Source organism: Dactylosporangium sp. NBC_01737 (assembly GCF_035963215.1).
Taxonomy (GTDB): domain Bacteria; phylum Actinomycetota; class Actinomycetes; order Mycobacteriales; family Micromonosporaceae; genus Dactylosporangium.
Genome location: NZ_CP109153.1, coordinates 9,212,519 through 9,235,762, shown reverse-complemented (window position 1 = coordinate 9,235,762; position 23,244 = coordinate 9,212,519). Strand labels below are relative to the sequence as shown.

At 72.5% G+C, this 23,244-nt stretch carries 18 protein-coding genes; 10 read left to right on the top strand and 8 right to left on the bottom strand.

The window, feature by feature from the left end:
- The first annotated feature begins 23 nt into the window (after positions 1-23).
- Entirely contained in the window at positions 24-983 is a 960-nt protein-coding gene (locus OHA72_RS42140; RefSeq protein WP_327001684.1) for an NADP-dependent oxidoreductase, read from the top strand.
- Between the two features lie 9 nt (positions 984-992).
- Here OHA72_RS42140 and OHA72_RS42135 read toward each other — a convergent pair whose 3' ends face one another.
- Positions 993-2,393 (bottom strand): TerD family protein, encoded by a 1,401-nt coding sequence (locus OHA72_RS42135; protein WP_327001683.1) that lies wholly within the window; start codon positions 2,391-2,393, stop codon positions 993-995.
- Positions 2,394-2,524: 131 nt separating this feature from the next.
- On the opposite strand from OHA72_RS42135, the gene OHA72_RS42130 reads away from it, so the two are divergent.
- Entirely contained in the window at positions 2,525-3,130 is a 606-nt protein-coding gene (locus OHA72_RS42130; RefSeq protein ID WP_327001682.1) for a VOC family protein, read from the top strand.
- Between the two features lies 1 nt (position 3,131).
- Here OHA72_RS42130 and OHA72_RS42125 read toward each other — a convergent pair whose 3' ends face one another.
- Positions 3,132-3,866, bottom strand: coding sequence for a helix-turn-helix transcriptional regulator (locus OHA72_RS42125; RefSeq protein ID WP_327001681.1), 735 nt, complete (start codon positions 3,864-3,866; stop codon positions 3,132-3,134).
- A 60-nt stretch (positions 3,867-3,926) separates the two neighbouring features.
- Here OHA72_RS42125 and OHA72_RS42120 point away from each other — a divergent pair, with 60 nt between their 5' ends.
- Positions 3,927-4,739: a helix-turn-helix domain-containing protein gene (locus tag OHA72_RS42120; protein ID WP_327001680.1), complete on the top strand. Its 813-nt coding sequence runs from the start codon at positions 3,927-3,929 to the stop codon at positions 4,737-4,739.
- A gap of 94 nt (positions 4,740-4,833) precedes the next feature.
- Here the strand turns inward: OHA72_RS42120 and OHA72_RS42115 are convergent, their stop codons facing one another.
- Together OHA72_RS42115 and OHA72_RS42110 are read right to left on the bottom strand one after the other, a co-directional pair.
- Positions 4,834-5,511: a maleylpyruvate isomerase family mycothiol-dependent enzyme gene (locus tag OHA72_RS42115; RefSeq protein ID WP_327001679.1), complete on the bottom strand. Its 678-nt coding sequence runs from the start codon at positions 5,509-5,511 to the stop codon at positions 4,834-4,836.
- Positions 5,508-6,089, bottom strand: a complete 582-nt coding sequence (locus OHA72_RS42110) for a TetR/AcrR family transcriptional regulator (RefSeq protein ID WP_327001678.1) — start codon at positions 6,087-6,089, stop codon at positions 5,508-5,510. The genes OHA72_RS42115 and OHA72_RS42110 overlap by 4 nt, the downstream gene beginning before the upstream one ends.
- A 54-nt stretch (positions 6,090-6,143) precedes the next feature.
- On the opposite strand from OHA72_RS42110, the gene OHA72_RS42105 reads away from it, so the two are divergent.
- The 4 genes from OHA72_RS42105 to OHA72_RS42090 all read left to right on the top strand — a co-directional run bounded on the left by OHA72_RS42105 (position 6,144) and on the right by OHA72_RS42090 (position 13,370).
- On the top strand, positions 6,144-7,343 hold the full coding sequence (locus OHA72_RS42105) for an amidohydrolase family protein (protein WP_327001677.1): 1,200 nt from the start codon (positions 6,144-6,146) through the stop codon (positions 7,341-7,343).
- A 190-nt stretch (positions 7,344-7,533) separates the two neighbouring features.
- Entirely contained in the window at positions 7,534-10,278 is a 2,745-nt protein-coding gene (locus OHA72_RS42100) for a beta-L-arabinofuranosidase domain-containing protein (protein WP_327001676.1), read from the top strand.
- A gap of 213 nt (positions 10,279-10,491) precedes the next feature.
- Positions 10,492-12,123: a cellulose binding domain-containing protein gene (locus OHA72_RS42095; RefSeq protein WP_327001675.1), complete on the top strand. Its 1,632-nt coding sequence runs from the start codon at positions 10,492-10,494 to the stop codon at positions 12,121-12,123.
- A 179-nt stretch (positions 12,124-12,302) separates the two neighbouring features.
- Positions 12,303-13,370, top strand: a complete 1,068-nt coding sequence (locus OHA72_RS42090; RefSeq protein ID WP_327001674.1) for a DUF2855 family protein — start codon at positions 12,303-12,305, stop codon at positions 13,368-13,370.
- A 103-nt stretch (positions 13,371-13,473) separates the two neighbouring features.
- Here the strand turns inward: OHA72_RS42090 and OHA72_RS42085 are convergent, their stop codons facing one another.
- The gene (locus tag OHA72_RS42085; RefSeq protein ID WP_327001673.1) at positions 13,474-13,758 is read right to left on the bottom strand and encodes a hypothetical protein; all 285 of its coding nucleotides are present in this window, start codon (positions 13,756-13,758) and stop codon (positions 13,474-13,476) included.
- Between the two features lie 194 nt (positions 13,759-13,952).
- Here OHA72_RS42085 and OHA72_RS42080 point away from each other — a divergent pair, with 194 nt between their 5' ends.
- The 3 genes from OHA72_RS42080 (at position 13,953) to OHA72_RS42070 (ending at position 16,250) form a co-directional block, all read left to right on the top strand.
- Positions 13,953-14,258, top strand: a complete 306-nt coding sequence (locus tag OHA72_RS42080; RefSeq protein WP_327001672.1) for a putative quinol monooxygenase — start codon at positions 13,953-13,955, stop codon at positions 14,256-14,258.
- Between the two features lie 60 nt (positions 14,259-14,318).
- Entirely contained in the window at positions 14,319-15,284 is a 966-nt protein-coding gene (locus OHA72_RS42075; protein WP_327001671.1) for an alpha/beta hydrolase, read from the top strand.
- Between the two features lie 258 nt (positions 15,285-15,542).
- The gene (locus OHA72_RS42070; RefSeq protein ID WP_327001670.1) at positions 15,543-16,250 is read left to right on the top strand and encodes a class I SAM-dependent methyltransferase; all 708 of its coding nucleotides are present in this window, start codon (positions 15,543-15,545) and stop codon (positions 16,248-16,250) included.
- A 234-nt stretch (positions 16,251-16,484) separates the two neighbouring features.
- Here OHA72_RS42070 and OHA72_RS42065 read toward each other — a convergent pair whose 3' ends face one another.
- The 3 genes from OHA72_RS42065 to OHA72_RS42055 are packed head-to-tail and all read right to left on the bottom strand — an operon-like array spanning position 16,485 to position 23,216.
- Positions 16,485-19,799 carry a DUF4132 domain-containing protein gene (locus OHA72_RS42065; protein ID WP_327001669.1) on the bottom strand — a complete coding sequence of 1,105 codons (3,315 nt, stop codon included), beginning with the start codon at positions 19,797-19,799 and terminating at the stop codon, positions 16,485-16,487.
- 37 nt (positions 19,800-19,836) lie between these two features.
- Positions 19,837-22,179, bottom strand: coding sequence for an ATP-binding cassette domain-containing protein (locus OHA72_RS42060; RefSeq protein ID WP_327001668.1), 2,343 nt, complete (start codon positions 22,177-22,179; stop codon positions 19,837-19,839).
- Complete coding sequence (locus OHA72_RS42055) at positions 22,176-23,216, bottom strand: helix-turn-helix transcriptional regulator (RefSeq protein ID WP_327001667.1); 1,041 nt, start codon at positions 23,214-23,216, stop codon at positions 22,176-22,178. Before OHA72_RS42055 ends, OHA72_RS42060 begins: the two co-directional genes overlap by 4 nt.
- Positions 23,217-23,244 lie beyond the last annotated feature (28 nt).

Genomic DNA, 23,244 nt, shown 5'->3' with positions numbered 1-23,244 from the left:
GCGGTCCGTTTATGGAGGATGGCATGAAGGCAGTCGTCGTCAGCGACTACGGCCCACCGGAGCGGTACGTGGTCGCCGACCTGCCGGCGCCCCGGCCGGGGCCCGGACAGCTCCAGGTCCGCGTCGCCGCGGCCGCGATCAACCCCGGCGACGTCGTCATTCCCAGCGGCCGGTTCCGCGACGTCACCCCACTGTCGTTCCCGCACGTGCCCGGCAACGACTTCGCCGGCACCGTCACCGAGGTCGGGCCGGGCGTGTTCGGCTACGCCGCCGGCGACGAGGTGTTCGGCTACGCCGCGCCACGGGCGCTGCGCGCGATGCTCGGCCCACGCCCGTCGATGAGCACCGGCTCTCTCGCCGAGTACACGGTCGTCGAGGCGGACACCCCGTTCGTTACGCACCGGCCCGCCGGCGTGACGGTGGAGCAGGCCGCGGCGCTGGCGACCACCGGCCTGACCGTGCGGGCGCTGCTGGCCATCGCGGACGTCCGTCCCGGCGAACGGGTCCTGGTCGTCGGTGCGACCGGTGGCGTCGGCACCACGCTCATCCCGCTGCTGGCCGCCGCCCAGGCCACGGTCGTCGCCACCGCGACCGGGCAGGACGCCGACGTGGTCCGCGGACTCGGCGCCGCCGAGGTCATCGGCTACGGCGACTACCCCTCGGGCGTCGACGCCGCGTTCAACCTCACCCTGCCCAGCGACCAGCTGACCGGCGTTGCCAAGGCGGTCCGCGCCGGCGGCCGGCTGCTGACCATCACGTATCCGGTGCCGCAGCAGGACTGGATCGGCCGCGACGACGTCGACCTGCGGTTCGTGCTGGACATGGAGGGCGCCTTCGGCGGGATGCGCGAGGTCGCCGAGCTCGCCGCCGCCGGGCGCCTGCGGGCCACGATCAGCCGCCGGTACACCCTCGACGAGGGCGCACAGGCGTGCCTGGACTTCGAGCGCCGGCACACCACCGGCAAGCTCGTCGTCGTCATCTGACCGGCGGGGTCACTCCTTCGGCTTGGCGGGCACCCAGTCCATGCCCCAGCCGTAGGCGAGGTCGACGGCCTGGTTCCGGAACTGGCCGGGGGCCTGGACGATGAACCGCGACTCGCGGCGCACCACCAGCTCCCCGTTGACGTTCTCGATGAGGAACAGCGCCGCCGCCCGCGACTGCACCGTGCATTCGTCGAGGCGCATCTCGATCGGGGCGCCGTGCTGCGGATACAGGGTCGCGACGGCGTCGAGGCCGACGAAGGACTCGGCGCCGTCGTAGATGCTGGCGTAGATGAGGATCCGGCGGAAGTCGGCGGTGTGGTCGAGGTTGATGGTGAGGTTCTCGCCGGACTCCGACGCCCCGGTACGGTCGTCACCGTCGAGCAGGATGTACGGCGCCTGATGCAGCGCACCGAAGTTGTTCTCGATCGGGTGCACGATGCCCTTGCGGCCGTCGCTGAGCTCCCACAGGCAGCACAGGTCGAGGTCGAGGTCGGGCATGTGGGCAGCCTTCCTCTTGCCGAACAGGCCGCGCTTCTCCATCGACCGCATGGTCCAGTTGAGGTTGACCCGCAGCGCGCCGGAGCCGCCGCCCTGCTTGGCGAGCGACACCGTCGGCGTCTGCTTGGTCAGCGTGACCTTGGTGAGCCGCACCGGCGCGGGCGCCACGGGCGGCGCGACCGGCGGTGCGGCCACGGGCGGCGCGACGGGCGGGGCCATCGGCGGCGGGGCCGTGGGCGGGGGATAGGTCCCCGGCAGGGCGATCTGCTGCGGCTGCCCGTCTGGCCCCGTCACGGTCACCGACGGCCAGCCCGACGCGGCAGGCGTCGGGGCCGGGGGAGCGGGAGCCGGGGGCGCGGGGGACGGGGGAGCGGCGGGTGCCGGCTCGTCGTCGACGGAGATGCCGAAGTCGCGGGCCAGCCCGGCCAGTCCCGAGTCGTAGCCCTGCCCGACCGCGCGGAACTTCCAGGCGCCGGCCCGCCGGTACAACTCGCCGAAGATGAACGCGGTCTCCGTCGTCGCGCCGGGACTGTCGAACCTGGCCACCTCGGCGCCGCTCGTGGCGTCCAGCAGGCGGATGTTCAGCTCCGGCACCGACCCGAACGTGCCGCCGTCCGCCGACGCGGCCAGGATGATCCGCTCCACCGCCGGCTCGACCCGGGCGAGATCCACGAACAGGGTGTCGGTGATCGGGCCGCCGGCGCTGCCGGTCTTGCCCTCGTGTCGCACCGCACCGGCCGGGTGCGCCGGCTGGTTGTAGAACACGAAGTCGTTGTCGTCGCGGACCTTGCCGTTCACCAGCAGCAGCGCCGACCCGTCCGCGTCAGGCACCCCGGCGCCGCTGCGCCAGCCCAGCACCGCCCGGACCGCGGGCACCTGCACCGGCAGGTTGGCGCCCTTGAGCATCGACATGTGATCACCCTCCCCGTCCCAGAGCACCACAATACGGCGCACAGCGTCACCAGGTGGCACGCGGCCACCCGTCGGCGCAGCACCCCTCGAGGGACGGGGTAGATGCGCCGTGGAATGGGCATAGCGGGCGGATGCTGGATCTGAAACTCGAGATCGTGGTCCTGCCCGTCTCGGACGTCGACCGGGCCAAGGCGTTCTTCAACCGCATCGGATTCCGGGAGAACGCGGACTTCTCCGGCGAAGGCGGGTTCCGCGTCGTGCAGGTCACGCCGCCGGGCTCGACCGCGTCGATCATTTTCGGCAGCCGGGTCACCGACGCCGTGCCGGGCTCGACGCGGGGCGTGTACCTGGTCGTGGACGACATCGTCGCCGCCCAGAAGGAACTGGCCACCCGCGGTGCCGACGTGAGCGAGGTGTTCCACGACGCCGGTGGGGTGTTCCACCACGCCGGCACCGAGGCGCGGCTGCCCGGGCCGGACCCGCAGCGGCAGTCCTACGGGTCGTTCGCGACGTTCACCGACCCGGACGGCAACATGTTCGTGCTGCAGGAGGTGACCCGGCGGCTGCCGGGCCGGGTCGAGCACGCCATCTACCGCTCGGCGGCCGAGCTCGAGCACGCGCTGCGCGACGCCGCCGCGGCCCACGGCCGGCACGAGCAGGAGATCGGCCGCGAGGACCCGGACTGGCCGGCCTGGTACGCCGCCTACATGGCGAAGGCGGCAGGCATGGAGGCGTGACTCACCTGTCGCGCAGCGCCGCGGCGAGCTCGCGCCGGGAGGCGATGCCGAGCTTGGCGAAGATCTTGCGCAGGTGCCATTCGACGGTGCGGGGGCTCAGGAACAGCGTGGCGCCGATCTCCGGGTTGGTGTGGCCGGCGACGGCCAGCCGGGCGATCTGCGCCTCCTGCGCCGTGAGCCCCTCCGACGGGCCTTGCGTGCGCTTGCGGACCGTCTCACCGGTCGCGGCCAGCTCCCGGCCGGCCCGGCCGGCGAACGCCCCGGCGCCCATGCCGGCGAACGCGTCGTGCGCGGCGCGCAGCTCGGCGCGGGGGCCCTCGCGGCGCAGCCATTCGCCGTGCAGCAACCGGGCGCGGGCGGTGAGCAGTCCGAGGCCGGCGGCGGTGCACCGGGCGACGGCCTCCCGGTAGTGCTCCCCGGCCCGGCCGGGCGCCGCGGTGAGCGCGTCCGCGAGCGCCAGGACGCCGAGGCCCCAGTCGGTCCCGGCGTCCGTGGCCCGTGCGGCGAGCCGGTCACGGGTGTCCGCCGCGAGTGCCGGTTCGCCCGCCCGTACCGCGGCCTCGACCAACTCGGCGAGCGCCGGACCGGAGACGGCGAGCTCCTCGCCGGCGGCCGCCTGCCGGGCCGCCCGCAGCGCCGCCGGGGCGTTGCCGGCGCCGTTGTGCAGCACCGCCCTGGCGAGCCGGGCCGGCCCGGGCGCCGTGTCCTCGGCGTCCTCGATGCGCCGCAGCGCCACGTCCTCGGGGCCGCGTAGGCGGCCGGGACCAGGCCCGCCGCGGGTGACTGCGGTACACCGGTGGCCGCCGCGAGCGCGTCGCCCTCGGCGAGCACGCCCGCGGCGTCGGTGCACCTGCCCATGAGCAGCAGCGTGCCGGCGTGGAAGGCGAGCGCGGCCGGCAGCAGCGACAGTGCGCCCGCCGCCCGGGCGAAGCCGATCGCCTGCCCGCCGAGCCGGTGCGCGGCACCGGCGTCGAACACCTCCAGCGCGGCGGGCCCGGCCAGCCACAGCAGGTCGAGCTCCCCGGCCGCCTCGACGGCGCCGACGGCCCGGCGCAGCGCCGGCACGGCCGCGGCCGGCCCGTCCAGCGCCCAGGTGACCAGGCCGGTGAGCAGCAGCCCCGTCGCGTCGGTCCCGGCCGGCACGCCCCGCGCCGCCTCGGCCGCCCGGCGCAGGTCGTCGCCGCCGGGACCGCCGGCGTGCAGGGCCGCCCCGAGCGCCGCCAGGTACGTCTCCCGCGCGGCGGCCGGGTCCAGCTCCTCCAGGCGGCGGGCGGCGGCGAGCAGCGGCGGAGCGGCGGCGTGGCCAGGATTGAGCACCAGGGCGGCCTGCGCCCGCAGCCGCTCGGCTCCGGCCTGCTGCAACGGATCCAGCGGGCCGAGCTCCGCGGCCGACAGCAGGTCCGGCACCAGCGCGGCGGCACCCGCGTCCAGCCGGGCCCTGGCGGCGGCGAGCAGCACGGTGGAGCGGCGCTTCGCGTCGGTGGTCAGCTCGGCGGCGCGTTCGAGGGCGCACACGGTCCGCGCGCACGTCCGGGTCATCCTGCGCACCCTGGAGGTCTCCCGGCGCGGCGACGCGGTGCGACGGGCCCGCGCGGCTGGCCTGCTCTGAGGCGGGCCGCGCGGGCACCCGCCGGGTGTCGGCGCTGCTCAGCGTTGCGGCCTGCGGGCCCCGCTCGGCGTCCAGGCGGCCGGGCCGGCTCTGCTCAGCGCTCCGGCGGCCGGGACGCTGCTCGCGGTGGCACAGCGGTCAGGCGGGCGGTCAGGTCCGCGGCGCCGTCGCCGGACAGCTGCGGCAGCGCCGTCATCCGCCCGCACCCCAGCAGGAGCAGCGCGCCGATCGGCGCCCGGACCTCGGGTCCCGCACCGTGCGACCAGGTCGTGTCCGTGGCGACGAGCCGGAACCCGGCCAGCTTCCTCGCGGACGGCAGCGGCGGTGGCCACCGCATCGACAGCGTCCTCGTGGTCGCGACCGCGGCGGCGTCCGTCGGCAGGTCGAAGGGGCGGCCGAGCGGCACGGCGATGTCCTGGCTGTGCACGAGGATGTCGATGAGCGTCTCCAGCGAGGTGACGCCGAAGTTGTGCCGGCGCGATCCGACGGTGCCGCGGATCCCGGCGACGATCTGCGCCGTGGTGAGCTCGGCGGCGCGGCGGCAGGCGGCGTCCTGGATGGTCCGCTCGAGGCTGCCGCGCCAGTGCCGCATCATGCTGAACGCGGCGCCGGGCCCGAGCTGCTGCTGGGTCAGGTGGGCGGCGACGTCGCGCACCGTCCACCCCTCGCACAGCGAGGGCCGCCGCCATTCCTCGTCGGACAAGGTGTCCAGCAGCGCGGTCAGGCCGGTGCGCTGGGTGTCGATGGCGTGCCAGATCTGGTCCTGGTTCATGACGGCGGAACCTCCGCTGCGCGGGGACGGATGACGGTGGTGACGAGCGCCTCGATCTGCTCCGACGGGTCGAACGCCGGGTCGGGCGTGGCGAGCTGGTGCAGGACCAGACCGGTCCAGTGGTTCATGATGATCGGCCCGTCGCGACCCGGGTCGACGGAGCCGGCGGTGCGCAGCCAGTTGAAGAAATAGGCGTTGACGCGACCGCCGGTGCGCATGAGCTGGGCGCGCAGCGCCGGTTGGATGCCCGCCTGGATGAGGATCGCGTAGCGGGCCAGCGTCAGGGTGCGCTGCTCGCCGGTCGCCTCGTGCGCGGCTGCGGTGAGCGTCTGCGCGAGCTCCCACGGGGTGGTCGGTGCGATCCGTGCCGCGAGGTTCTCCCAGTTGGCGCGTTCGCGGGCGGCGAAGCGCTCCACCACCGCGTCGAGCAGCGCGTCGCGGGTGCGGAAGTGGTTGGACGTGGAGCCGGCCGGCAACCAGGCGGCGGCGTCCACGGCGCGGTGCGTGAGCGCGTGGATGCCGCGCTCACCGAGCACGGCGATCGCCGCGTCGAGCAGGTCCTCACGCCGGTTCGCCATGCCGTCATACTACGATAGTAGTGCCGATCACTGCAATCGTAGTACGCTGTCGGCATGGAGGGATATCGCGCGGACGTGGCGTTCGACGGGGAGGCGGCGCTGCCGGGCGGCGCCCTGGTGCTGGTCCGTGACGGGGTCATCGTCGCGGTCGAGCCGGGCTCGGCGCCGGCCCCGGACGGCTGCCCGGTGACCTACCTGCCGGGCACCACCCTCCTGCCGGGCCTCATCGACGCCCACAGCCACCTGTGCGGCAACAGCCGGCTCGACGCGCTGGACCGGCTGCCCGGCCTCAGCGCGGACGAGCTCGACGAGACCGTCACCGAGTCCCTCGCCGCGCAGCTCGCCGGGGGCGTGACGGCCGTGCGGGACCTCGGCGACCAGGACTGGGCGGTCGTCGACCGGCACCGCGGCCGTCCCGGCGGACCGGTGGTCGTCGCGTCCGGCCCGCCGATCACCAGCATCGGCGGGCACTGCGCGTCCATGGGCGGCGAGGCGAGCGGCGTCGACGGCCTGCGGCGGGCGGTGCGGGAGCGCGCCGAGCGCGGCGCCGACCTGGTGAAGATCATGGCCAGCGGCGGCGCGCTGTCGCCGGGCACCGACCTGCGCGCCTGCCAGTTCACCCTCGACGAGCTGCGCGCCGTCGTGGACGAGGCGCACCGGCTCGGCCTGCCCGTCACTGCCCACGCGCACGCCGTCGCCGCTGTGCGGCAGTGCGTCGCGGCCGGCGTCGACGGCATCGAGCACTGCAGCTGCGTCGACGAACAGGGGATGCGCACGCCGCCGGAGCTCGCGGCGCGGCTCGCGGCGGCCGGCATCATGGTGTGCCCGACGCTGGGCCACGACCTGAGCCGGATTCCCTCGCCCACCCCGGCGGTCGCAGACGGGCTGCGGCGGCACGTCGAGGACCGCCTCATCCAGGCAGGCGAGCTGCAGCGGGCGGGCGTCACGCTGATCAGCGGGCTGGACTCCGGCATCCATCCGGCCAAGGCGCACGGCGTGCTGCCCCTCGCGATCGTGGAACTTACCGCCGTGGGCGCGTCGGCGGGCGCCGCCCTGGCATCCGCGACCAGCCTCGCCGCCCGCGCCTGCGGCCTCGCCGAGCGCACCGGACGGCTCCGGCCGGGGCTCGCCGCGGACCTGCTGCTGGTCGACGGCGACCCGACCACCGACATCGCGGCGATCCGCAACGTCCGGGCCGTCGTGTCACGCGGCCGTGCCGCCGTCGCCGGGGGCCAAGTCCCGGGCTCCTCTTGAAGACTCGGAAATACTCTGGCAATCTCGTCATGCATCGGCGCCGCTCATCAGCGCCGATATTCGGCACCGCCATGTGAGCGCTAACGTCGATCTTCTGGAGTCCGCCGCTTCTGAACGATCACCACCGCAGGCCCGTGATGTGAGCGTTAACATGACCTGCCGCCGCCCCGGTTCGAAAGGATCACACCCCATGGCTCATCCCAGCGTCAGCCGCCGCCGGCTGCTGCAGACCACCGGCGTCGTCGCGGCCGCCTCCGCCGCGGCACCCCTGTTCGGCGACGCGACCGCGGGCGCCGCCGTGGCCCCGGTGCGCTCCGACATCGGCGTCTCCGCCTACGCGTTCGACCTCGGCCAGGTGCAACTGAGCTCCGGCCGCTTCCTGGACAACCAGAACCGGACCCTGACGTACCTGCGGTTCGTGGACGTCAACCGGCTGCTGTACAACTTCCGTGCCAACCACCGGCTGTCCACCAACGGCGCCGCCGCGACCGGCGGCTGGGACGCGCCGACCTTCCCGTTCCGCACCCACATGCAGGGGCACCTGCTGACCGCGTGGGCGCAGGCGTACGCGGTGCTCGGCGACACCACCTGCCGCGACAAGGCCAACGCCATGGTCGCCGGGATGGCGGCCTGCCAGGCCAACAACGGCACCGCCGGATTCACCGCCGGGTACCTGTCCGGCTTCCCGGAGTCCGACTTCACCGCCCTGGAGGGCGGCACCCTCAGCAACGGCAACGTCCCCTGGTACTGCATCCACAAGACCCTCGCCGGGCTCCTCGACGTGTGGCGGCTGATCGGCAGCACCCAGGCCCGTGACGTGCTGCTCGCCCTCGCCGGCTGGGTCGACTGGCGCACCGGCCGGCTCAGCTCCGGCCAGATGCAGACCGTCCTCAACGTCGAGTTCGGCGGCATGAACGCCGTCCTCACCGACCTGTACCAGCAGACCGGCGACGGCCGCTGGCTCACCGCCGCCCAGCGCTTCGACCACGCCGCCGTGTTCAACCCCCTGGCGTCCAACTCGGATCAGCTCAACGGGCTGCACGCCAACACCCAGGTGCCGAAGTGGATCGGCGCGGTCCGCGAGTACAAGGCGACCGGCACCACCCGGTACCGTGACATCGCCACCAACGCCTGGAACATCACCACCGCCGCGCACACGTACGTCATCGGCGGCAACAGCCAGGCCGAGCACTTCCGCGGGCCGAACGCGATCGCGGCGTACCTCACCAACGACACATGCGAGCAGTGCAACACGTACAACATGCTGAAGCTGACCCGCGAGCTGTGGCTGCTCGACCCGAACAACGCCGCCTACTTCGACTTCTACGAGCGGGCGCTGCTCAACCACCTCATCGGCGCGCAGAACCCCGCCGACAGCCACGGCCACGTCACCTACTTCACGCCGCTGCAGGCCGGCGGCCGCCGCGGCGTCGGCCCGGCATGGGGCGGCGGCACCTGGAGCACCGACTACAACAGCTTCTGGTGCTGTCAGGGCACCGGCGTGGAGACCAACACGAAGCTGATGGAGTCCATCTACTTCTCCAACGGCACCACGCTCACCGTGAACCTGTTCGTGCCGTCGGTGCTGAACTGGTCTCAGCGGGGGATCACGGTCACCCAGACCACCACGTACCCGGCCAGCGACACCACGACCCTGCAGGTCACCGGCAGCGTCAGCGGCTCCTGGTCGATGCGCATCCGCATCCCCGCGTGGGCAACCGGCGCGACCGTCAGCGTCAACGGCACCGTGCAGGGCATCACGACCACGCCTGGGACCTACGCGACCCTCACCCGGTCCTGGACCTCCGGCGACACCGTCGCCGTCCGGCTGCCCATGCAGGTCGTCGTGCGCCCCGCCAACGACAACGCCAACGTCGTGGCCGTCACCTACGGCCCGGTCGTCCTGGCCGGCAACTACGGCAACACCGCCCTCTCGGCGCTGCCGGCGCTCACCACGACCTCGGTCACCCGGACCGGCACGACCTCGCTCGCGTTCACCGCCACCGCCAACGGCGCGACGGTCGCCCTCAATCCGTTCCAGGACGCGCACGGCTACAACTACACGGTCTACTGGAGCGCCAACGGGCAGGGCGGTGGCTCCGGCGTCGCCAACTACCGGCTCGTCAACGCCGCCAGCGGCCTGGTCCTCGGCGTGCAGAACATGTCCACCGCCGACGGCGGCCTGGCGGTGCAGTGGACCGACAGCGGCACCGCCGACCACAACTGGGAGCTGGTCGTCGACGGCACCGCCGTCCGGTTGCGCAACCTCAACAGCGGCAAGGTGCTCGGCGTGACGAACATGTCCACCGCCGACAACGCCGTCGTGCTGCAGTGGACCGACAACGGCACCGCCGATCACCGCTGGACCCTCGTCGACAACGGCGACGGCAGCCACAAGCTCCGCAACGTCAACAGCGGCAAGGTCCTCGCCATCCAGAGCAACTCCACCGCCAACGGCGCGCAAGCCGTCCAGGCACCGGACGACGGCACCGCTGACAACCTGTGGCGCTTCGTGCCCAACGGCGCGCGCCGCATCCAGAACCTCGGCAGCGGCCTGGTCCTCGGCGTGACGAACATGTCCACCGCCAGCGGCGCCCTGGTCCTGCAGTGGGGCGACACCGGCACCGCGGATCACCTGTGGACCGCCGTCGTGGACTCCGGCGGCTACCTGCGGCTGCGCAACGCCAACAGCAACCTGGTCCTCGGCGTCGAGAACGCGGGCACCGCCAACGGCGCGCGCGCCGTCCAGCTCGCCGACACGTCCTCGGCCGACCGCCGCTGGCGGCTACGGTACGGGGCAAACGGCTACTTCCGCATCCAGGCCGCCAACGGCGGGCGCGTCCTGGGCGTCAGCGGCGCCTCCACCGCCCAGGGCGCCCAGGTCCTCATCTGGGACGACAACGGCACCAACGACCACCTCTGGCGTTTCGTCTGACCCCACCCCGCAGGACCCGCGCCGCCTCTGTGCTCCACGCCGGGGGCGGCGTGCCTGTATCCGGAACTGAAGCGACTAAGTTCAGTGTTGACGGGTGTGCCGGAGGCTCGTAATGTGGGCGACGCTTAAGCGGTTACGTCGACCATGATCGCTCGCTGCCCGGTGGCGCCGACCGGGTGGCACACCCCGCCCGATCGGCATCAAAGGAACCCGATGAGCCAATCACCCGCCCGCACACACCCCACCCGCCGCCGCCGATGGCTGGCCGCACTCGCGGCCGCCGTCATGGCCACCGTCGGCGCCGCCGTCGTGCTGACCGGCGCCAACCAGGCCACCGCCGCCACCGCCTTCGTCCAGCGCTGCGGCATCCGCTTCTGCCTCGGCGGCAAGGACTTCTACTTCGCCGGCACCAACACCTACGACCTGTTCACCTACGGTGCCGGATCCGGTGACACCGAGACCCAGTACATGGACAAGGCGAAGATCGACACGCACATGGCGAACCTGGCCGCTGACAAGGTCACCGTGCTGCGGCTGTGGATGTTCAGCATGGAGAGCTGGCACGGCTTCGAGACCGCCAAGGGCGTCTACAACGACCAGCAGTTCGCCCTGTTCGACTACATCATCGAATCCGCCCGCCGCAACAACATCCGGCTGATCCCGGTCTTCGACAACTACTGGGAGGCGTACGGGGGCATCGACCGGCGCCTGCAGTGGGAAGGCCTGTCCGGCGGGCAGCCCGGCCGCGGGCAGTTCTTCAACAAGTCCAAGTGCCCCGGCTGCTTCACCAGCTACAAGAACTACGTCTCCCACGCCCTCAACCGCACCAACCACTACAGCGGCGTCAAGTACAAGGACGACCCGACCATCATGGCGTGGGAGCTCATGAACGAGCCCCGCTACGAGAACCAGACCCCGAACGAGAACACCAGCGGCACCACCCTGCGCGCCTGGGTGGACGAGATGGGGGCGTTCATCAAGGGGATCGACCCCAACCACCTGCTCGGCACCGGCCTGGAGGGCCACGAGACGCGGTACGGCTTCGGCGGCGACGAGGGCAACCCCTTCGTGTACATCCACCAGTCGCCGTACATCGACTTCACCTCCGCGCACCCGTACCCGACCGAGTCGTGGGCGAACCTCGGCATCGAACAGACCAAGACCCTGGTCCGTGCCTGGATCAACGACTCGCACACCGTCGTGGGCAAGCCGTTCTTCATGGGCGAGTTCAACGTCCACAACGTCGACCGGACCGCCTGGTTCACCGCGCTGTTCACCGACTTCGAGGCGGCGGGCGGCGACGGCAGCGCCTTCTGGTGGTACTCGGCCACCAACGTCGACGGCAAGTTCGGCGTCATGCGGGGCGCACCGGAGCTGGCGCCGTTCCGTACCCACTCCGCCAACATGATCACGAAGAGCGGGGGCGTGGTGCCGAGCGTCTCGGTCTCCGCCTCCGCGTCGGCCTCGCCCTCGGCTTCGGCCTCACCGTCGGCGTCCGCGTCCGTCAGCCCGCCGCCCGCCGGCTCCTGTACGGTCCACTATGGACTTTCCGACTGGGGGAGCACGTTCAACGGCGACGTGACGATCCGCAACACGGGCAGCACCCCGATCACCGGATGGGCGCTGCGATGGAGCTTCCCCGGCAACCAGGTCGTGACGAACATGTGGAACGCGGTGCCCACCCAGAGCGGTAAACAGGTCACCGCCACCAACCCGCCGAGCTACAACACCACCATCCCCGCCGGCGCGAGCCTCAACTTCGGCTTCAGCGCCACCTCGGTCGCCGGCACCAACGGCGTCCCGGCCACCTTCACCCTCAACGGGGCCACCTGCACCAAGGTCTGAACCGGAGGCCGTGCGGTCGGCCTCACCCGCGCGGCGGGCCATCCACCCGGATGGCCCGCCGTCACCTCGCCCACCAGGGCGTTTGCCGGTGTGCGGCCGCACCGCGCCGGTGCCCGGCGATGGCACATGTCACCCGGCGCGCCGTTGCCCGGCGCCCAACCGGCGCCTAGCCTCGCGCCATGCCCGCCGCCTGGACCTTCGCCGTCGCCCGTGACGACCTCGCACAGACCACCCTCGTCGAAGGCCCGCTGCCCGACCTCGCCGACGGTGAGGCGCTGCTGCGCGTGGACCGCGTCGGCATGACCGCCAACAACGTCACCTACGCGGTGCTCGGCGAGTCGATGCGCTACTGGGAGTTCTTCCCGCCCTCGCCGCGCGGTCTCCCCGCCGAGCAGGGTCTCGTGCCCCTGTGGGGTTTCGCCGAGGTGGCGGCGTCCACGGTACAAGGGGTCGAGGCGGGACAGCGCGTCTACGGCTACCTCCCGCCCGCCAGCCACGTGGTGGTGCGCCCCGTGCGCGTCGACCACACCGGTTTCCGCGACGGTGCCCCGCACCGCGCCGAGCTGCCTACGCCGTACAACGCCTACCGGCTGACCACCGGCGACGCCGCCTACCGCGCCGGCCAGGAAGACCTGCTGATCCTGTTCCGCCCGCTGTTCTTCACCTCGTTCATGCTCGCCGACCAGTTCCTCGACAACTCCTGCTACGGCGCATCGCAGCTGCTGCTGTCCTCCGCGTCGAGCAAGACCGCCTACGCCGCCGCCTTCGAGCTGCACGGCCGCGGCCCGCGCCTGATCGGCCTGACCTCACCGGGCAACGTCGCCTTCACCGAGTCCCTGGGCTGCTACGACCAGGTCGTGCCGTACGACGCCGTCACCACCCTCGACGTCGCCCCCACCGCCTACCTCGACCTGTCCGGCGCCGCCGCCACCAGAGCCGCGGTGCGCGAGCACTTCGGCGCCCACCTCGTGCGCGACGTGGCTGTCGGCCTCACCAACCAGGTCCCCAACGCCGAAGCCGCCGGCGAGGTCTTCTTCGCCCCGACCCAGATGCGCAAACGCACCACCGACTGGGGCCGCGACGGCCTCGACGCCCGCTTCAGCGAAGCCTGGCACCGCTTCGCCGCAGTCGTCACCGCCTGGGTCGACATCGAAGCCGGCACCGGCCCCGCCGCCCTGCGGGACGCCTGGCTCGACGTCCTCGCCGGCCGCACCGCCCCCCGCACCGGCCGCGTCGTCCAACTCTGACCCAGCACCTTGGAGTACCGGCCGACCACGGCCTTGCTTTCCGAGGCACAGCGCAAAGCCGCCGAAGAGCGGCACTGTGGAGAAGACGCCCAGCGGCTCGCTCTCACGTACGTATAGGCCTCGACGGCCAGGTTGACCCTGGCCTGCCCGCGCGCTTCGACGAGCCGGTGCTCGCCGCGAGCGACGTCATGTCGAAGTACAGCCACCACAGGCAGACGACGGCGGCCATGCCCAGGTTGGCGGCGAACAACAGCGGCGTGCTGATGGCTCGCACCGCACCGTCGGCGCCCACCTCTACCGGATCTACCCGAAGCTCGGCGTCTCGTCCCGCGCCGGCCAGATGCTGTGGGTCGTACCCGGCGGCGAGCCCCCGCGCTGTCGCGGTCACGCCGACGCCCAACGTGGAGCCGCGACAAGCCGGCGGAACGAGGCGACCACTGCACCGATACTCGCCGCAGCGGTAGGAACAGGCAAGAGCATGACAGCATCGTTCTAACGTTTCTGCTGGTAGCAGTGTTTTGATGAGTTCATCGAAGTCCTGGGAGCACGTGACTGCTCCACGAATGAGGAGGTAACGCCACCATGGCGATCAACCACGGCTTTCACGCCACGATGACCGCGCGCCCCGGCAAGGGTGACGAGCTGATCGAGCTGCTGCTCAACGCGCCGTCGCTGCCGAACGAGGACTGCGTCGTCTTCCTGGTCGGCCGCTCGGCCGGCAACAGCGACATCGTCCACGTCACCGAGGGCTGGACCAGCCAGGAGGCGCACAGCACGTTCTTCGCCTCCGAGGAGGCGAAGGCGCTGGTCGCGAAGCTTCAGCCGCTGCTCGCCGGCGAGTCCCAGTACGTCGACGAGATCCCGGTCGGCGGCAAGGCCGCCTTCTGACCCCGGTTCAGCCGGTCACTTCCTGATCAACCGACAGCACGCCGAGGAAAGGAACCCATGATGGCTGCGACGCCCGCCCGACCCGATACCGACCCCGAGCTGGATGCGCTCCTGGCCGAGGTGCCGCTGGTGCCCGAACTCAACGCCGAGGTCCTCGCGCAGGTCCGCCCCTACTCCTCGATGCCGATCGAACCCCTCCTCGAGGGCCGCGCGATCGACCGGCGTGAGATCACCATCGCCGGCCCGGACCTGCCACTGTCGATCTTCAGCCCCGCAAGGACCGACCGGGCCACGCCGGCGCCGTGCATCTACTGGATGCACGGCGGCGGGATGGTCATGGGGGACCGGTTCTCGCAGATCGACATCCCACTGGAGTGGCTCGACCGGTTCGGCGCCGTCGTCGTCTCGGTGGACTACCGGCTGGCCCCTGAGGCCACCGGCACGACCCTGGTCGACGACTGCTACCGGGGCCTGCTGTGGACCGTCGAGCACGCCGACGAACTCGGCGTCGACCCTGACCGCATCATCGTCGCGGGCACGAGCGCCGGCGGTGGCCTCACCGCCGGAGTCACCTTGATGGCCCGCGACCGCGGCACCCCGGCAATCGCCGCCCAGGTGCTCATCTGCCCCATGCTGGACCACCGCAACGTCACCACGTCCAGCCGGCAGTACTCCGGCGGGCCTGGTGTCTGGACCCGGGAGATGAACGAGTTCGGCTGGCGATCGGTGCTCGGCGACCGTGCCGACGGCGACGTGTCCAGCTACGTCTCGCCCGCGCTCGCCGACGACCTCACCGGCCTGCCGACCACCTACATCGACGCCGGCACCGCGGAGGTCTTCCGCGACGAGGACGTCGACTACGCCACCCGCATCTGGGCCGCCGGCGGCCAGGCCGAGCTGCACGTCTGGGCCGGCGGCTTCCACGGATTCGACGCGCTCTACCCGCAGGCGCGGGTCTCGGCCGCGGCGCGCCGCACCCGCACCGACTGGCTCGCCCGGGTCCTGGACGCGGCGCCGGACCGGTGACAGCCGCCCCAGACGCCGCGCCCCGGGTCCTGGACGCGGCGCCGGACCGGTGACAGCCGCCCCAGACGCCGCTCCCGGGTCCTGGGCGCGACGTCGGACCGGTGACCGCTGCCCAGGTGCCGTGCCCCGGGTCCTGGGGGCGGGGCCGGACCGGTGACAGCCGCCCTCCAACGAGGCAGCCCGGCCCCAGGCAGGGCCGTGCCCGCACCGCCGACCTCGCCGTCCTGCCGATCGGACCGTCCGAAGGAGCGCCGCACCATGACCGCGATTGCCGACATCGAGCCCCGAGCCGCAGGATCAGCGTCGACCGCACGATCCGCGAACGCCCGCGACCGCGCCACCTTCCTGCGCGAGTTTCTCCGTGCCCCGCTCACCGTCGCCGCCGTCACACCGAGCGGTGCGCCGCTGACCGGCATGGTCACCGCCACCGTGCCGGGCACCGGCGCCCCACTGGTCGTCGAACTCGGCCCCGGCACCGGCGCGTTCACCGCAGGCATCCAGCAACGGCTCGCCGGCCGCGGTCACCACCTGGCCATCGAGATCAACAAACGCTTCGCGGAACGGCTGACCGATCGCTACCCGCAGGTCGACGTCGCCGTGGCCGACGCCCGCAACCTCCGTGAGGTGCTGGCGGTGCGCGGCCACCACCACGCGGACGCCATCGTCAGCGGCCTGCCATGGGCCGCGTTCGCGCCGAGCCTGCAGGACGACCTGCTCGGCGCCGTCACCGACAGCCTCGCCCCGCACGGCGCGTTCACGACATTCGCCTACATCCACACGCGGTGGACCCCTCCGGCCCGCCGGCTGCGACGATCCTTGGACGACCGGTTCGAGGAGGTCGTCGTCGGCCGGACCGTCTGGGCCAACGTGCCACCCGCATTCGTCTACTCCTGCCGCCGCCCCCGCGTCCCGGTCGGTCTCCGGAAGGCGCCGAACGAACACCGTGCCTGGCTCGCCGGATGCTGAGGCTCAATTCGGCGGTGGAGAACCTGGAACGTAGGACACAGGGTCGATGGCGCCGGCCCGCCGGGAAGACCGGTGCGTCCCACGCCAGGCGACCCGCCCATGACGGGTCACCCGGCGAAATCCTCCGGCGACTCCCGGCACGAAGGTCTGGATCGATGCGCCGAAACGTTGACATGCAGGCAGCGCGGGTTGCCGGTGCGTAGATCGACCATCGCGCCGACGGTTGGCCACCGTTTACAGGCCGAGGATGTCGGTCAGGTCGCGGAGCATCTCCGAGGCGGTGACGTCGTCGAGCTCGCCGAAGGTCCGGGTCAGCTGCCGGGGGAGCCAGTCGCCCCACGGGCGGTCGTTGAGCCAGATGGTGGTGATCTCCTGGTCGGGGGCGTAGCTATGGGCGCCGATCGGGATGCCCGGGTTGAGGTCGATGACGACCGCGCGGCCGGCGGGGACGGGGCGCCAGATCCAGCCCTGGACGCCCGCGTCCTGTGGGGTGCCGCGCTGCCAGCCGCGACGCTCGAGACCCAGCAGCGTCGTCGTCGGCACCTTCAGACCGGCGAACCGGGTGAGCTCGGTCGACGCCCGCTCCTCGGCGGTCAGCGCCTCCACGCGACGGCCGAGCTGCGCGAACGGCTGGAGGATCTCATAGTCGGAGAACACCGAGGCCCACGCGCTGAGCTGGTCGGCGAGCAGCCGGGGGTGGGCAAGGCCGACCGTGGCGCCGGAAGGCAGCTCGTAGGTGTCGTCGGACGGGTCGGCATACGTGCCGTCCTCGGCGACCCGGAACGCAACCGTCGCCACCGTGCTGTCGACGTGGGCGGTCCACACCAGGCGTCGCACGATGTGGCCCAGCAGTGGGTGTGTGACCAGATGGTCGTGGAATGACGAGGCCGTCCACCGGCGCCGGCTGACCATCGCGGCTTCCAGGCGGTGGATCTGGTCCGCGGCGATCGTGCGCACGTCCTTCTTCAGGGCGCCGAACCGCGCATACGCCGCCGGCGCGAGGTCCTGGTCGTCGCGGGCGCCCGGCTTCGGCAGGTCCTTGCGGCGGGCGCCGGTGGCGTCGGTGACGTATGGCTTGAGCTGCTCGTCGAAGCCGACCACGAACTGGCGTGGACCGTAGTCCAGGCGCAGCGTGCCGGTCGGGTCGAGGCCGAGGTCGGGCACGAGGCGGTCGGCGAGCTGGTCGGCGGTCAGGCCGAGGTTGGCGGCGACCTCGGCGACCTTCTCCGTGGCCCGCTCCTTGAGGCCCTTGAACTTGGCCTTCTGGGCGATGCCGCTCAGGTGCGTCAGCGCGAGGTCGGAGCCGATCCCGGCGAGGACGTCGAGACCGGTGACGGCCTTGGCGTGGCCGCCCTCGCCGGGCCACGCGCGGATGACCGGGGACAGCCGGCGGACGGTGTCGTCGTCGCCGAGCCACTGCAGCGCGTGCAGCGGCCACGGCTCCTTCGGCGGGGCGCCGACCGCCTGCCACTGCGTGAACATCGCCCACGCGAACTCGGCGAGCGAGCGCCGGTCGACCACGTCGAGGACCACCGGCACCCCGGCATACACCTCGCCCGGCCTGGAGATGGCCAGCATCGTGCACAGGTGCCGGGTCGCGTCGTTGCCGAGGGCGGCGGTGCGGTCCTTGAGCAGGATGCGCGGCAGCAGGCTCGGGTCGGCCCACGCCGGCAGGTCGGGGATCTTCGCCGGCAGCGTCTGCAGCGAGCTGCCGCCGAGCAGCGTCTCCAGCGCGGCGGCCGACGGGGGACCATACGCGGCCGCGGCGGCGAGCACCTCGGCGCGGTGCCGGACCGCGATCATCCGCAGGGACTCCTCGGCCGCGCGCCGGGCGGGGCCGGACGGGCCGAGCGCCGCCGGGACCAGTGCCAGGGCGGCATCCGCCGGGTGCCGGTCGAACCACGCCATGACGAGGCTGCGCAGCGACTTCAGCCGCATCAGCGCGCCGGCCATGTGCGTGGCGACCTCGGGGGCCGCGAACGGCAGCAGCAGCTCCGTGCACGACGCCGGTTCCGCGGCGGCGAGGTGCAGGGCGGCCGGCAGTGCGGCGAGCTCAAAGCGGGCGACCAGCTGCGGGAACCACTGCGGGCCGTCCCAGATCCGCTTCGGCCGCCAGCCCGGCAGCAGCCGCGCCACGAGGTCGTCGGGGGCGGTCAGCATGAGCGTGACCTCGTGGTGGCCCAGCAGGTCGCCGGCCCGGTAGTGCTCGGCCGCCTGCTCGATCGACGTCTCCAGGGCCCACCAGTCGGCGGGGCGGGCCCGCATGGCGGCCCAGGCGTCGCGCTCGCCGGGCGCCCAGCGGATGACGGGCGCCGCCGTGCACGTGAGACCGGCGACGACCGGTGGCGAGGCCTGCCGCCGTCGCACCGTCCACGGCGGCGTGACGAGCAGCTCCGGCAGCGCCGACGCCGGCGCCTCCGGCACGACGCTGAGATCGGCCAGGATCGCCTCGACCCGCTCCCGCGCGGCATGGGGCAGCGCCGGCAGCTCCTCGGCGACGAGATCCCGGTTGGCCAGCACATGGACCCGCAGCATGTCGCGGGCTGCCCGGGCGTCGTCGGCGGCAAGGAGGCGCAGCGCACGGCGCGGGAAGCGGCGGGCCGCGTCGAGCGCGGCCAGCGGCACATACTTGCGGTCGAGGCGGGCGACCAGCGCGGCGAACGCCTCGTCGGTCGGGAACTGGGCGAGCATGCCGACGATCCGCTGCTGGGATTCGGCGTCGGCGTGGCCGAGGTCCAGCCATTCGAGGAGATGCGGCGTCACCGCCGTGCCGGCGCCGTCGACGGCGGTGGCGAGGGCCTCGGCGTCACGGATCAGCCACCAGGAGCTGGACGGCGCGACCTGGGCCAGGTGCTCGGCGGTGCTGGCCGTGCACCACGCCAGCTTGGACAGATACTGATCGGTGCCGCCGGCCAGGGCCGCGCAGTCCTCGTCGACCCATGACCGCCGGCCGGGCACCAGGAACGAGGTCGCCAGGCGGTGCTGCGGCGACTGCGCCCGGTGAGCCTGCAGCACGGCGACGGCCGCCGCGTGGTCGTCGTCGGAGGCGACGGCGAGGGCGGCCCGCACCCGCCCGGCGAGCGCGACCCAGTGCGGGAAGAAGCCCCAGCCGCCGGTCGTGCGCCGCAGCAGGCGGGGCGGGATGGCCCTGCCGTTGTGCGAGTGGCCGCCGACGTCCAGCCCGACCGCCGAAACGGTCGCCTCGGCGGCGAACACGACGCCCCGCGTGGCGATCCACAGGTCGGCGAGCCAGGCCAGCCGCGCCGTGTTGGTCCACGCCAGGTGGAACGAGACCACCGCGGTGACGACGCCGGCGCCGGCGGCCGGGCCGGTCGCCGGGTCGGCGAGATATTCCAGCCCGGCCTCGGCGAGGGCTGGGTCGCTGTCAGGGTGCGCGAGCCGGGTCCCGATCGCGTGCTGTGCCGCGTCGATGAGCCCGGCGCCCCGGGCCTTGTCGTGCTTCAACGCGGGCCCGGGCGCTCCGCCGCGGCGTGGGATGAACACCTTGCGCCACGCGGGCGTGAACACCAACAGGTCCTCGTCGTCCATGCCCGCCACTGTAGTGACGGGCACCGACAAGAAATCGTCAGCGGGCGACGTACGCCGCGAGATGCGAGCCGGTCAACGTCGACTTGTCGGCGACCAGATCCGCCGGCGTCCCCTGGAACACGACCCGCCCGCCGTCGTGCCCGGCCCCCGGCCCGAGGTCGATGATCCAGTCGGCGTGCGCCATGACCGCCTGGTGGTGCTCGACGACGATGACGGACTTCCCGGCGTCGACCAGCCGGTCGAGCAGCCCGAGCAGATGCTCGACGTCCGCCAGGTGCAGCCCCGCGGTCGGCTCGTCCAGGATGTACACCCCGCCCTTGTCCGCCATGTGGGTCGCCAGCTTCAGCCGCTGCCGCTCACCGCCGGACAGCGTCGTCAGGGGCTGGCCGAGGCTGAGATACCCGAGCCCGACATCCGAGAGCCGCCCGAGGACGGCATGCGCCGCCGGGGTGTGCGCCTGCGAGCCCGGGCCGAAGAACGGCAGCGCCGAGCTCACCGGCATCGCCAGGACCTCGCTGATGTCGCGACCGCCCAGGTGGTGCTCCAGCACGGAGGCCTCGAAGCGCTTGCCCTCGCACACCTCGCACACGGTCGCCACGCCCGCCATCACGACCAGGTCGGTGTAGATGACGCCGTTGCCGTTGCAGTTGGGGCAGGCGCCCTCGGAGTTGAAGCTGAACAGCGCCGGCTTCACGCCGTTGGCCTTCGCGAACGCCTTGCGGATCGGTTCGAGCAGGCCCGTGTACGTCGCCGGGCTGGAACGCCGCGACCCGCGGATCGGGCCCTGGTCGACCGACACCACGTCGAAACCGGACGGGATCGAGCCGTGCACCAGCGAGCTCTTGCCGGAGCCCGCCACGCCGGTGACCACGCACAGCACCCCGAGCGGGATGTCGACGTCGACGTCGTGCAGGTTGTGCGTGTTCGCGCCGCGGACCTGCAGAGCCCCAGCCGGCTTCCGCACGGTCTTCTTCAAGGAGGCCCGGTCGTCGAGGTGCCGGCCGGTGACCGTACCGCTGGATCGCAGCCCTTCCAAAGACCCTTCAAAACACACCGTCCCGCCCGCCGACCCGGCGCCGGGGCCGAGGTCGACGACGTGGTCGGCGATCGCGATGGCCTCCGGCTTGTGCTCCACGACCAGCACCGTGTTGCCCTTGTCCCGCAGCCGCACCAGCAGGTCGTTCATCCGCTGGATGTCGTGCGGGTGCAGGCCGATGGTCGGCTCGTCGAACACGTACGTGACGTCGGTGAGCGGCGAGCCGAGGTGCCGGATCATCTTGACCCGCTGCGACTCACCGCCGGACAGCGTGCCCGACGGCCGGTCCAGCGACAGGTACCCCAGCCCGATCTCCACGAACGACTCCAAGGTGTGCCGCAGCGCGGCGACCAGCGGCGCGACGGAGGACGCATCGAGGCCGCCGACCCACTCGGCCAGGTCGGTGATCTGCATCGAACACGCGTCGGCGATGTTCCTGCCGTCGATCTTCGAGGAGCGGGCCTCCTCGCTCAGGCGGGTGCCGCCGCACTCCGGGCAGACCGCGAACACCACCGCCCGCTCCACGAACGCGCGCACGTGCGACTGCAACGCGTCGACGTCCTTGGACAGCATCGACTTCTGGATCTTCGGAATCAGCCCCTCGTACGTCAGGTTGATCCCGTCGACCTTGATCTTCGTCGGCTCCTTGTGCAGCAGGTCGTGCAGCTCCCGCTTGGTGTACTTGCGGATCGGCTTGTCCATGTCGAAGTAGCCGCTGCCGCTGAAGATGCGCCCGAACCAGCCGTCCATGCTGTAGCCGGGAATCGTGAGCGCGCCTTCGCTGAGGGACTTGCTGTCGTCGTACAACTGGGAAAGATCGATGTCGTTGACCTTGCCGCGACCCTCGCAGCGGGCGCACATGCCGCCGGTGATGCTGAAGCTGCGACGCTCCTTGATGGTCTGCCCGGCCCGTTTCACGGTGACCGCGCCGGCGCCGCTGATCGATGCGACGTTGAACGAGAACGCCTGCGGCGAGCCGATGTGCGGCTGGCCGAGCCGGCTGAACAGAATGCGCAGCATCGCGTTGGCGTCGGTGGCGGTGCCGACGGTGGAGCGCGGGTCGGCGCCCATCCGCTGCTGGTCGACGATGATCGCGGTGGTGAGCCCCTCGAGGACGTCCACGTCGGGCCTGGCGAGCGTCGGCATGAACCCCTGCACGAAGGTGCTGTAGGTCTCGTTGATCAGCCGCTGCGACTCCGCGGCGATCGTGCCGAACACCAGCGAGCTCTTGCCCGAGCCGGAGACGCCGGTGAAGACCGTCAGCTGACGCTTCGGGATCTCGATGCTGACGTCCTTGAGGTTGTTGACGCGCGCACCCTGCACCCGGATCAACTCGTGGTTCATGGCCTACCCCTCTGCGATGCGACGCCGTCCACGCTAGTGGCTGTGGCGTCGCCGGTGCTTCTTGATTCCTGATCATCCAAGGAGACTCCCGAGGCACGCAGGAGCCGTTGGCCGACGACCCGCGCGGTGTGCCGGAGCTCCGGACCGCCGGCGATCCGGAACGCGGCCGGGAGCGCGGCGAGCTGCTCGGCATACCACCACGGGTTGCCGGTCGAGCCCACGAGGCGGCACGTGCGGGCGTCGAGTGCTTCGAGTTTCCCCAGCGTCCGGGGTACGCACGGCGCCACCGTGTCCATCGGCGCGTCGATGATCACCTCGGCGGTGTACTCCCAGCCGACCGCGAGGTGCTCCTCGAGGACCTCGACCGGGTCGAACGGCGCGGGCCGCTCGAATCCGGCGTCGAGCACCTCGACCTGCCGGACACGGTCGATGCGGTACGCCCGGCGCCCGCCGGACCCGTGCGACCAGCACACCAGATACCACCGCCCGTGCCGCACGACGACCGCCCAGGGGTCGACCTCGGCGTCCCACTGGTTGCCGGACTCGGCGCGGTACCACACCCTCAGGCGCTGCAGGTCCTCGCAGGCCCCCACGAGCGTGGCCGTGATCTGCGGATCGGGGCGCGCCGCGGCGCGGTCCGGTGCGGGCGCGGTCGCCCGCCGCACCGCCTCGGCCTGGGCGGCGACGCGCTCCGGCAGCGCCCGCACGATCTTGCCGAGGGCGCCGCCGACCGGGCTCGCCGGGTCGCTCGCGTCGTGGTGCCCGTCGAGGACCGCCATGACCAGGCCGAGCGCCTCCGCGGCGGTGAACGTCAGTGGCGGCAGCCGCAGCCCCCGGCCGACGCGGTAGCCGCCGTAAGGCCCGCGGACCGACTCGATCGGGATGCCGGCCTCGCGCAGCACGCCGACGGAGCGCCGGGCGGCCCGCTCCGACACGTCGAGCTTGGCGGCGAGCCGGTCGGCGGTGATGCCGGGGCTGGCCTGGATGACCTCGAGCGCGAGCAACGCCCGGGCCGCGGGACTGACACCGGAGTCCACGGCAGGTCCTTTCCGGACGCGAACCGTC

Coding starts and splice junctions, on each gene's coding strand:
- OHA72_RS42140 (WP_327001684.1), top strand. CDS start 24: ATGAAGGCAGTCGTCGTCAGCGACTACGGCCCACCGGAGCGGTACGTG.
- OHA72_RS42135 (WP_327001683.1), bottom strand. CDS start 2,393: ATGTCGATGCTCAAGGGCGCCAACCTGCCGGTGCAGGTGCCCGCGGTC.
- OHA72_RS42130 (WP_327001682.1), top strand. CDS start 2,525: ATGCTGGATCTGAAACTCGAGATCGTGGTCCTGCCCGTCTCGGACGTC.
- OHA72_RS42115 (WP_327001679.1), bottom strand. CDS start 5,511: ATGAACCAGGACCAGATCTGGCACGCCATCGACACCCAGCGCACCGGC.
- OHA72_RS42110 (WP_327001678.1), bottom strand. CDS start 6,089: ATGGCGAACCGGCGTGAGGACCTGCTCGACGCGGCGATCGCCGTGCTC.
- OHA72_RS42105 (WP_327001677.1), top strand. CDS start 6,144: ATGGAGGGATATCGCGCGGACGTGGCGTTCGACGGGGAGGCGGCGCTG.
- OHA72_RS42100 (WP_327001676.1), top strand. CDS start 7,534: ATGGCTCATCCCAGCGTCAGCCGCCGCCGGCTGCTGCAGACCACCGGC.
- OHA72_RS42095 (WP_327001675.1), top strand. CDS start 10,492: ATGAGCCAATCACCCGCCCGCACACACCCCACCCGCCGCCGCCGATGG.
- OHA72_RS42090 (WP_327001674.1), top strand. CDS start 12,303: ATGCCCGCCGCCTGGACCTTCGCCGTCGCCCGTGACGACCTCGCACAG.
- OHA72_RS42080 (WP_327001672.1), top strand. CDS start 13,953: ATGGCGATCAACCACGGCTTTCACGCCACGATGACCGCGCGCCCCGGC.
- OHA72_RS42075 (WP_327001671.1), top strand. CDS start 14,319: ATGGCTGCGACGCCCGCCCGACCCGATACCGACCCCGAGCTGGATGCG.
- OHA72_RS42070 (WP_327001670.1), top strand. CDS start 15,543: ATGACCGCGATTGCCGACATCGAGCCCCGAGCCGCAGGATCAGCGTCG.
- OHA72_RS42065 (WP_327001669.1), bottom strand. CDS start 19,799: ATGGACGACGAGGACCTGTTGGTGTTCACGCCCGCGTGGCGCAAGGTG.
- OHA72_RS42060 (WP_327001668.1), bottom strand. CDS start 22,179: ATGAACCACGAGTTGATCCGGGTGCAGGGTGCGCGCGTCAACAACCTC.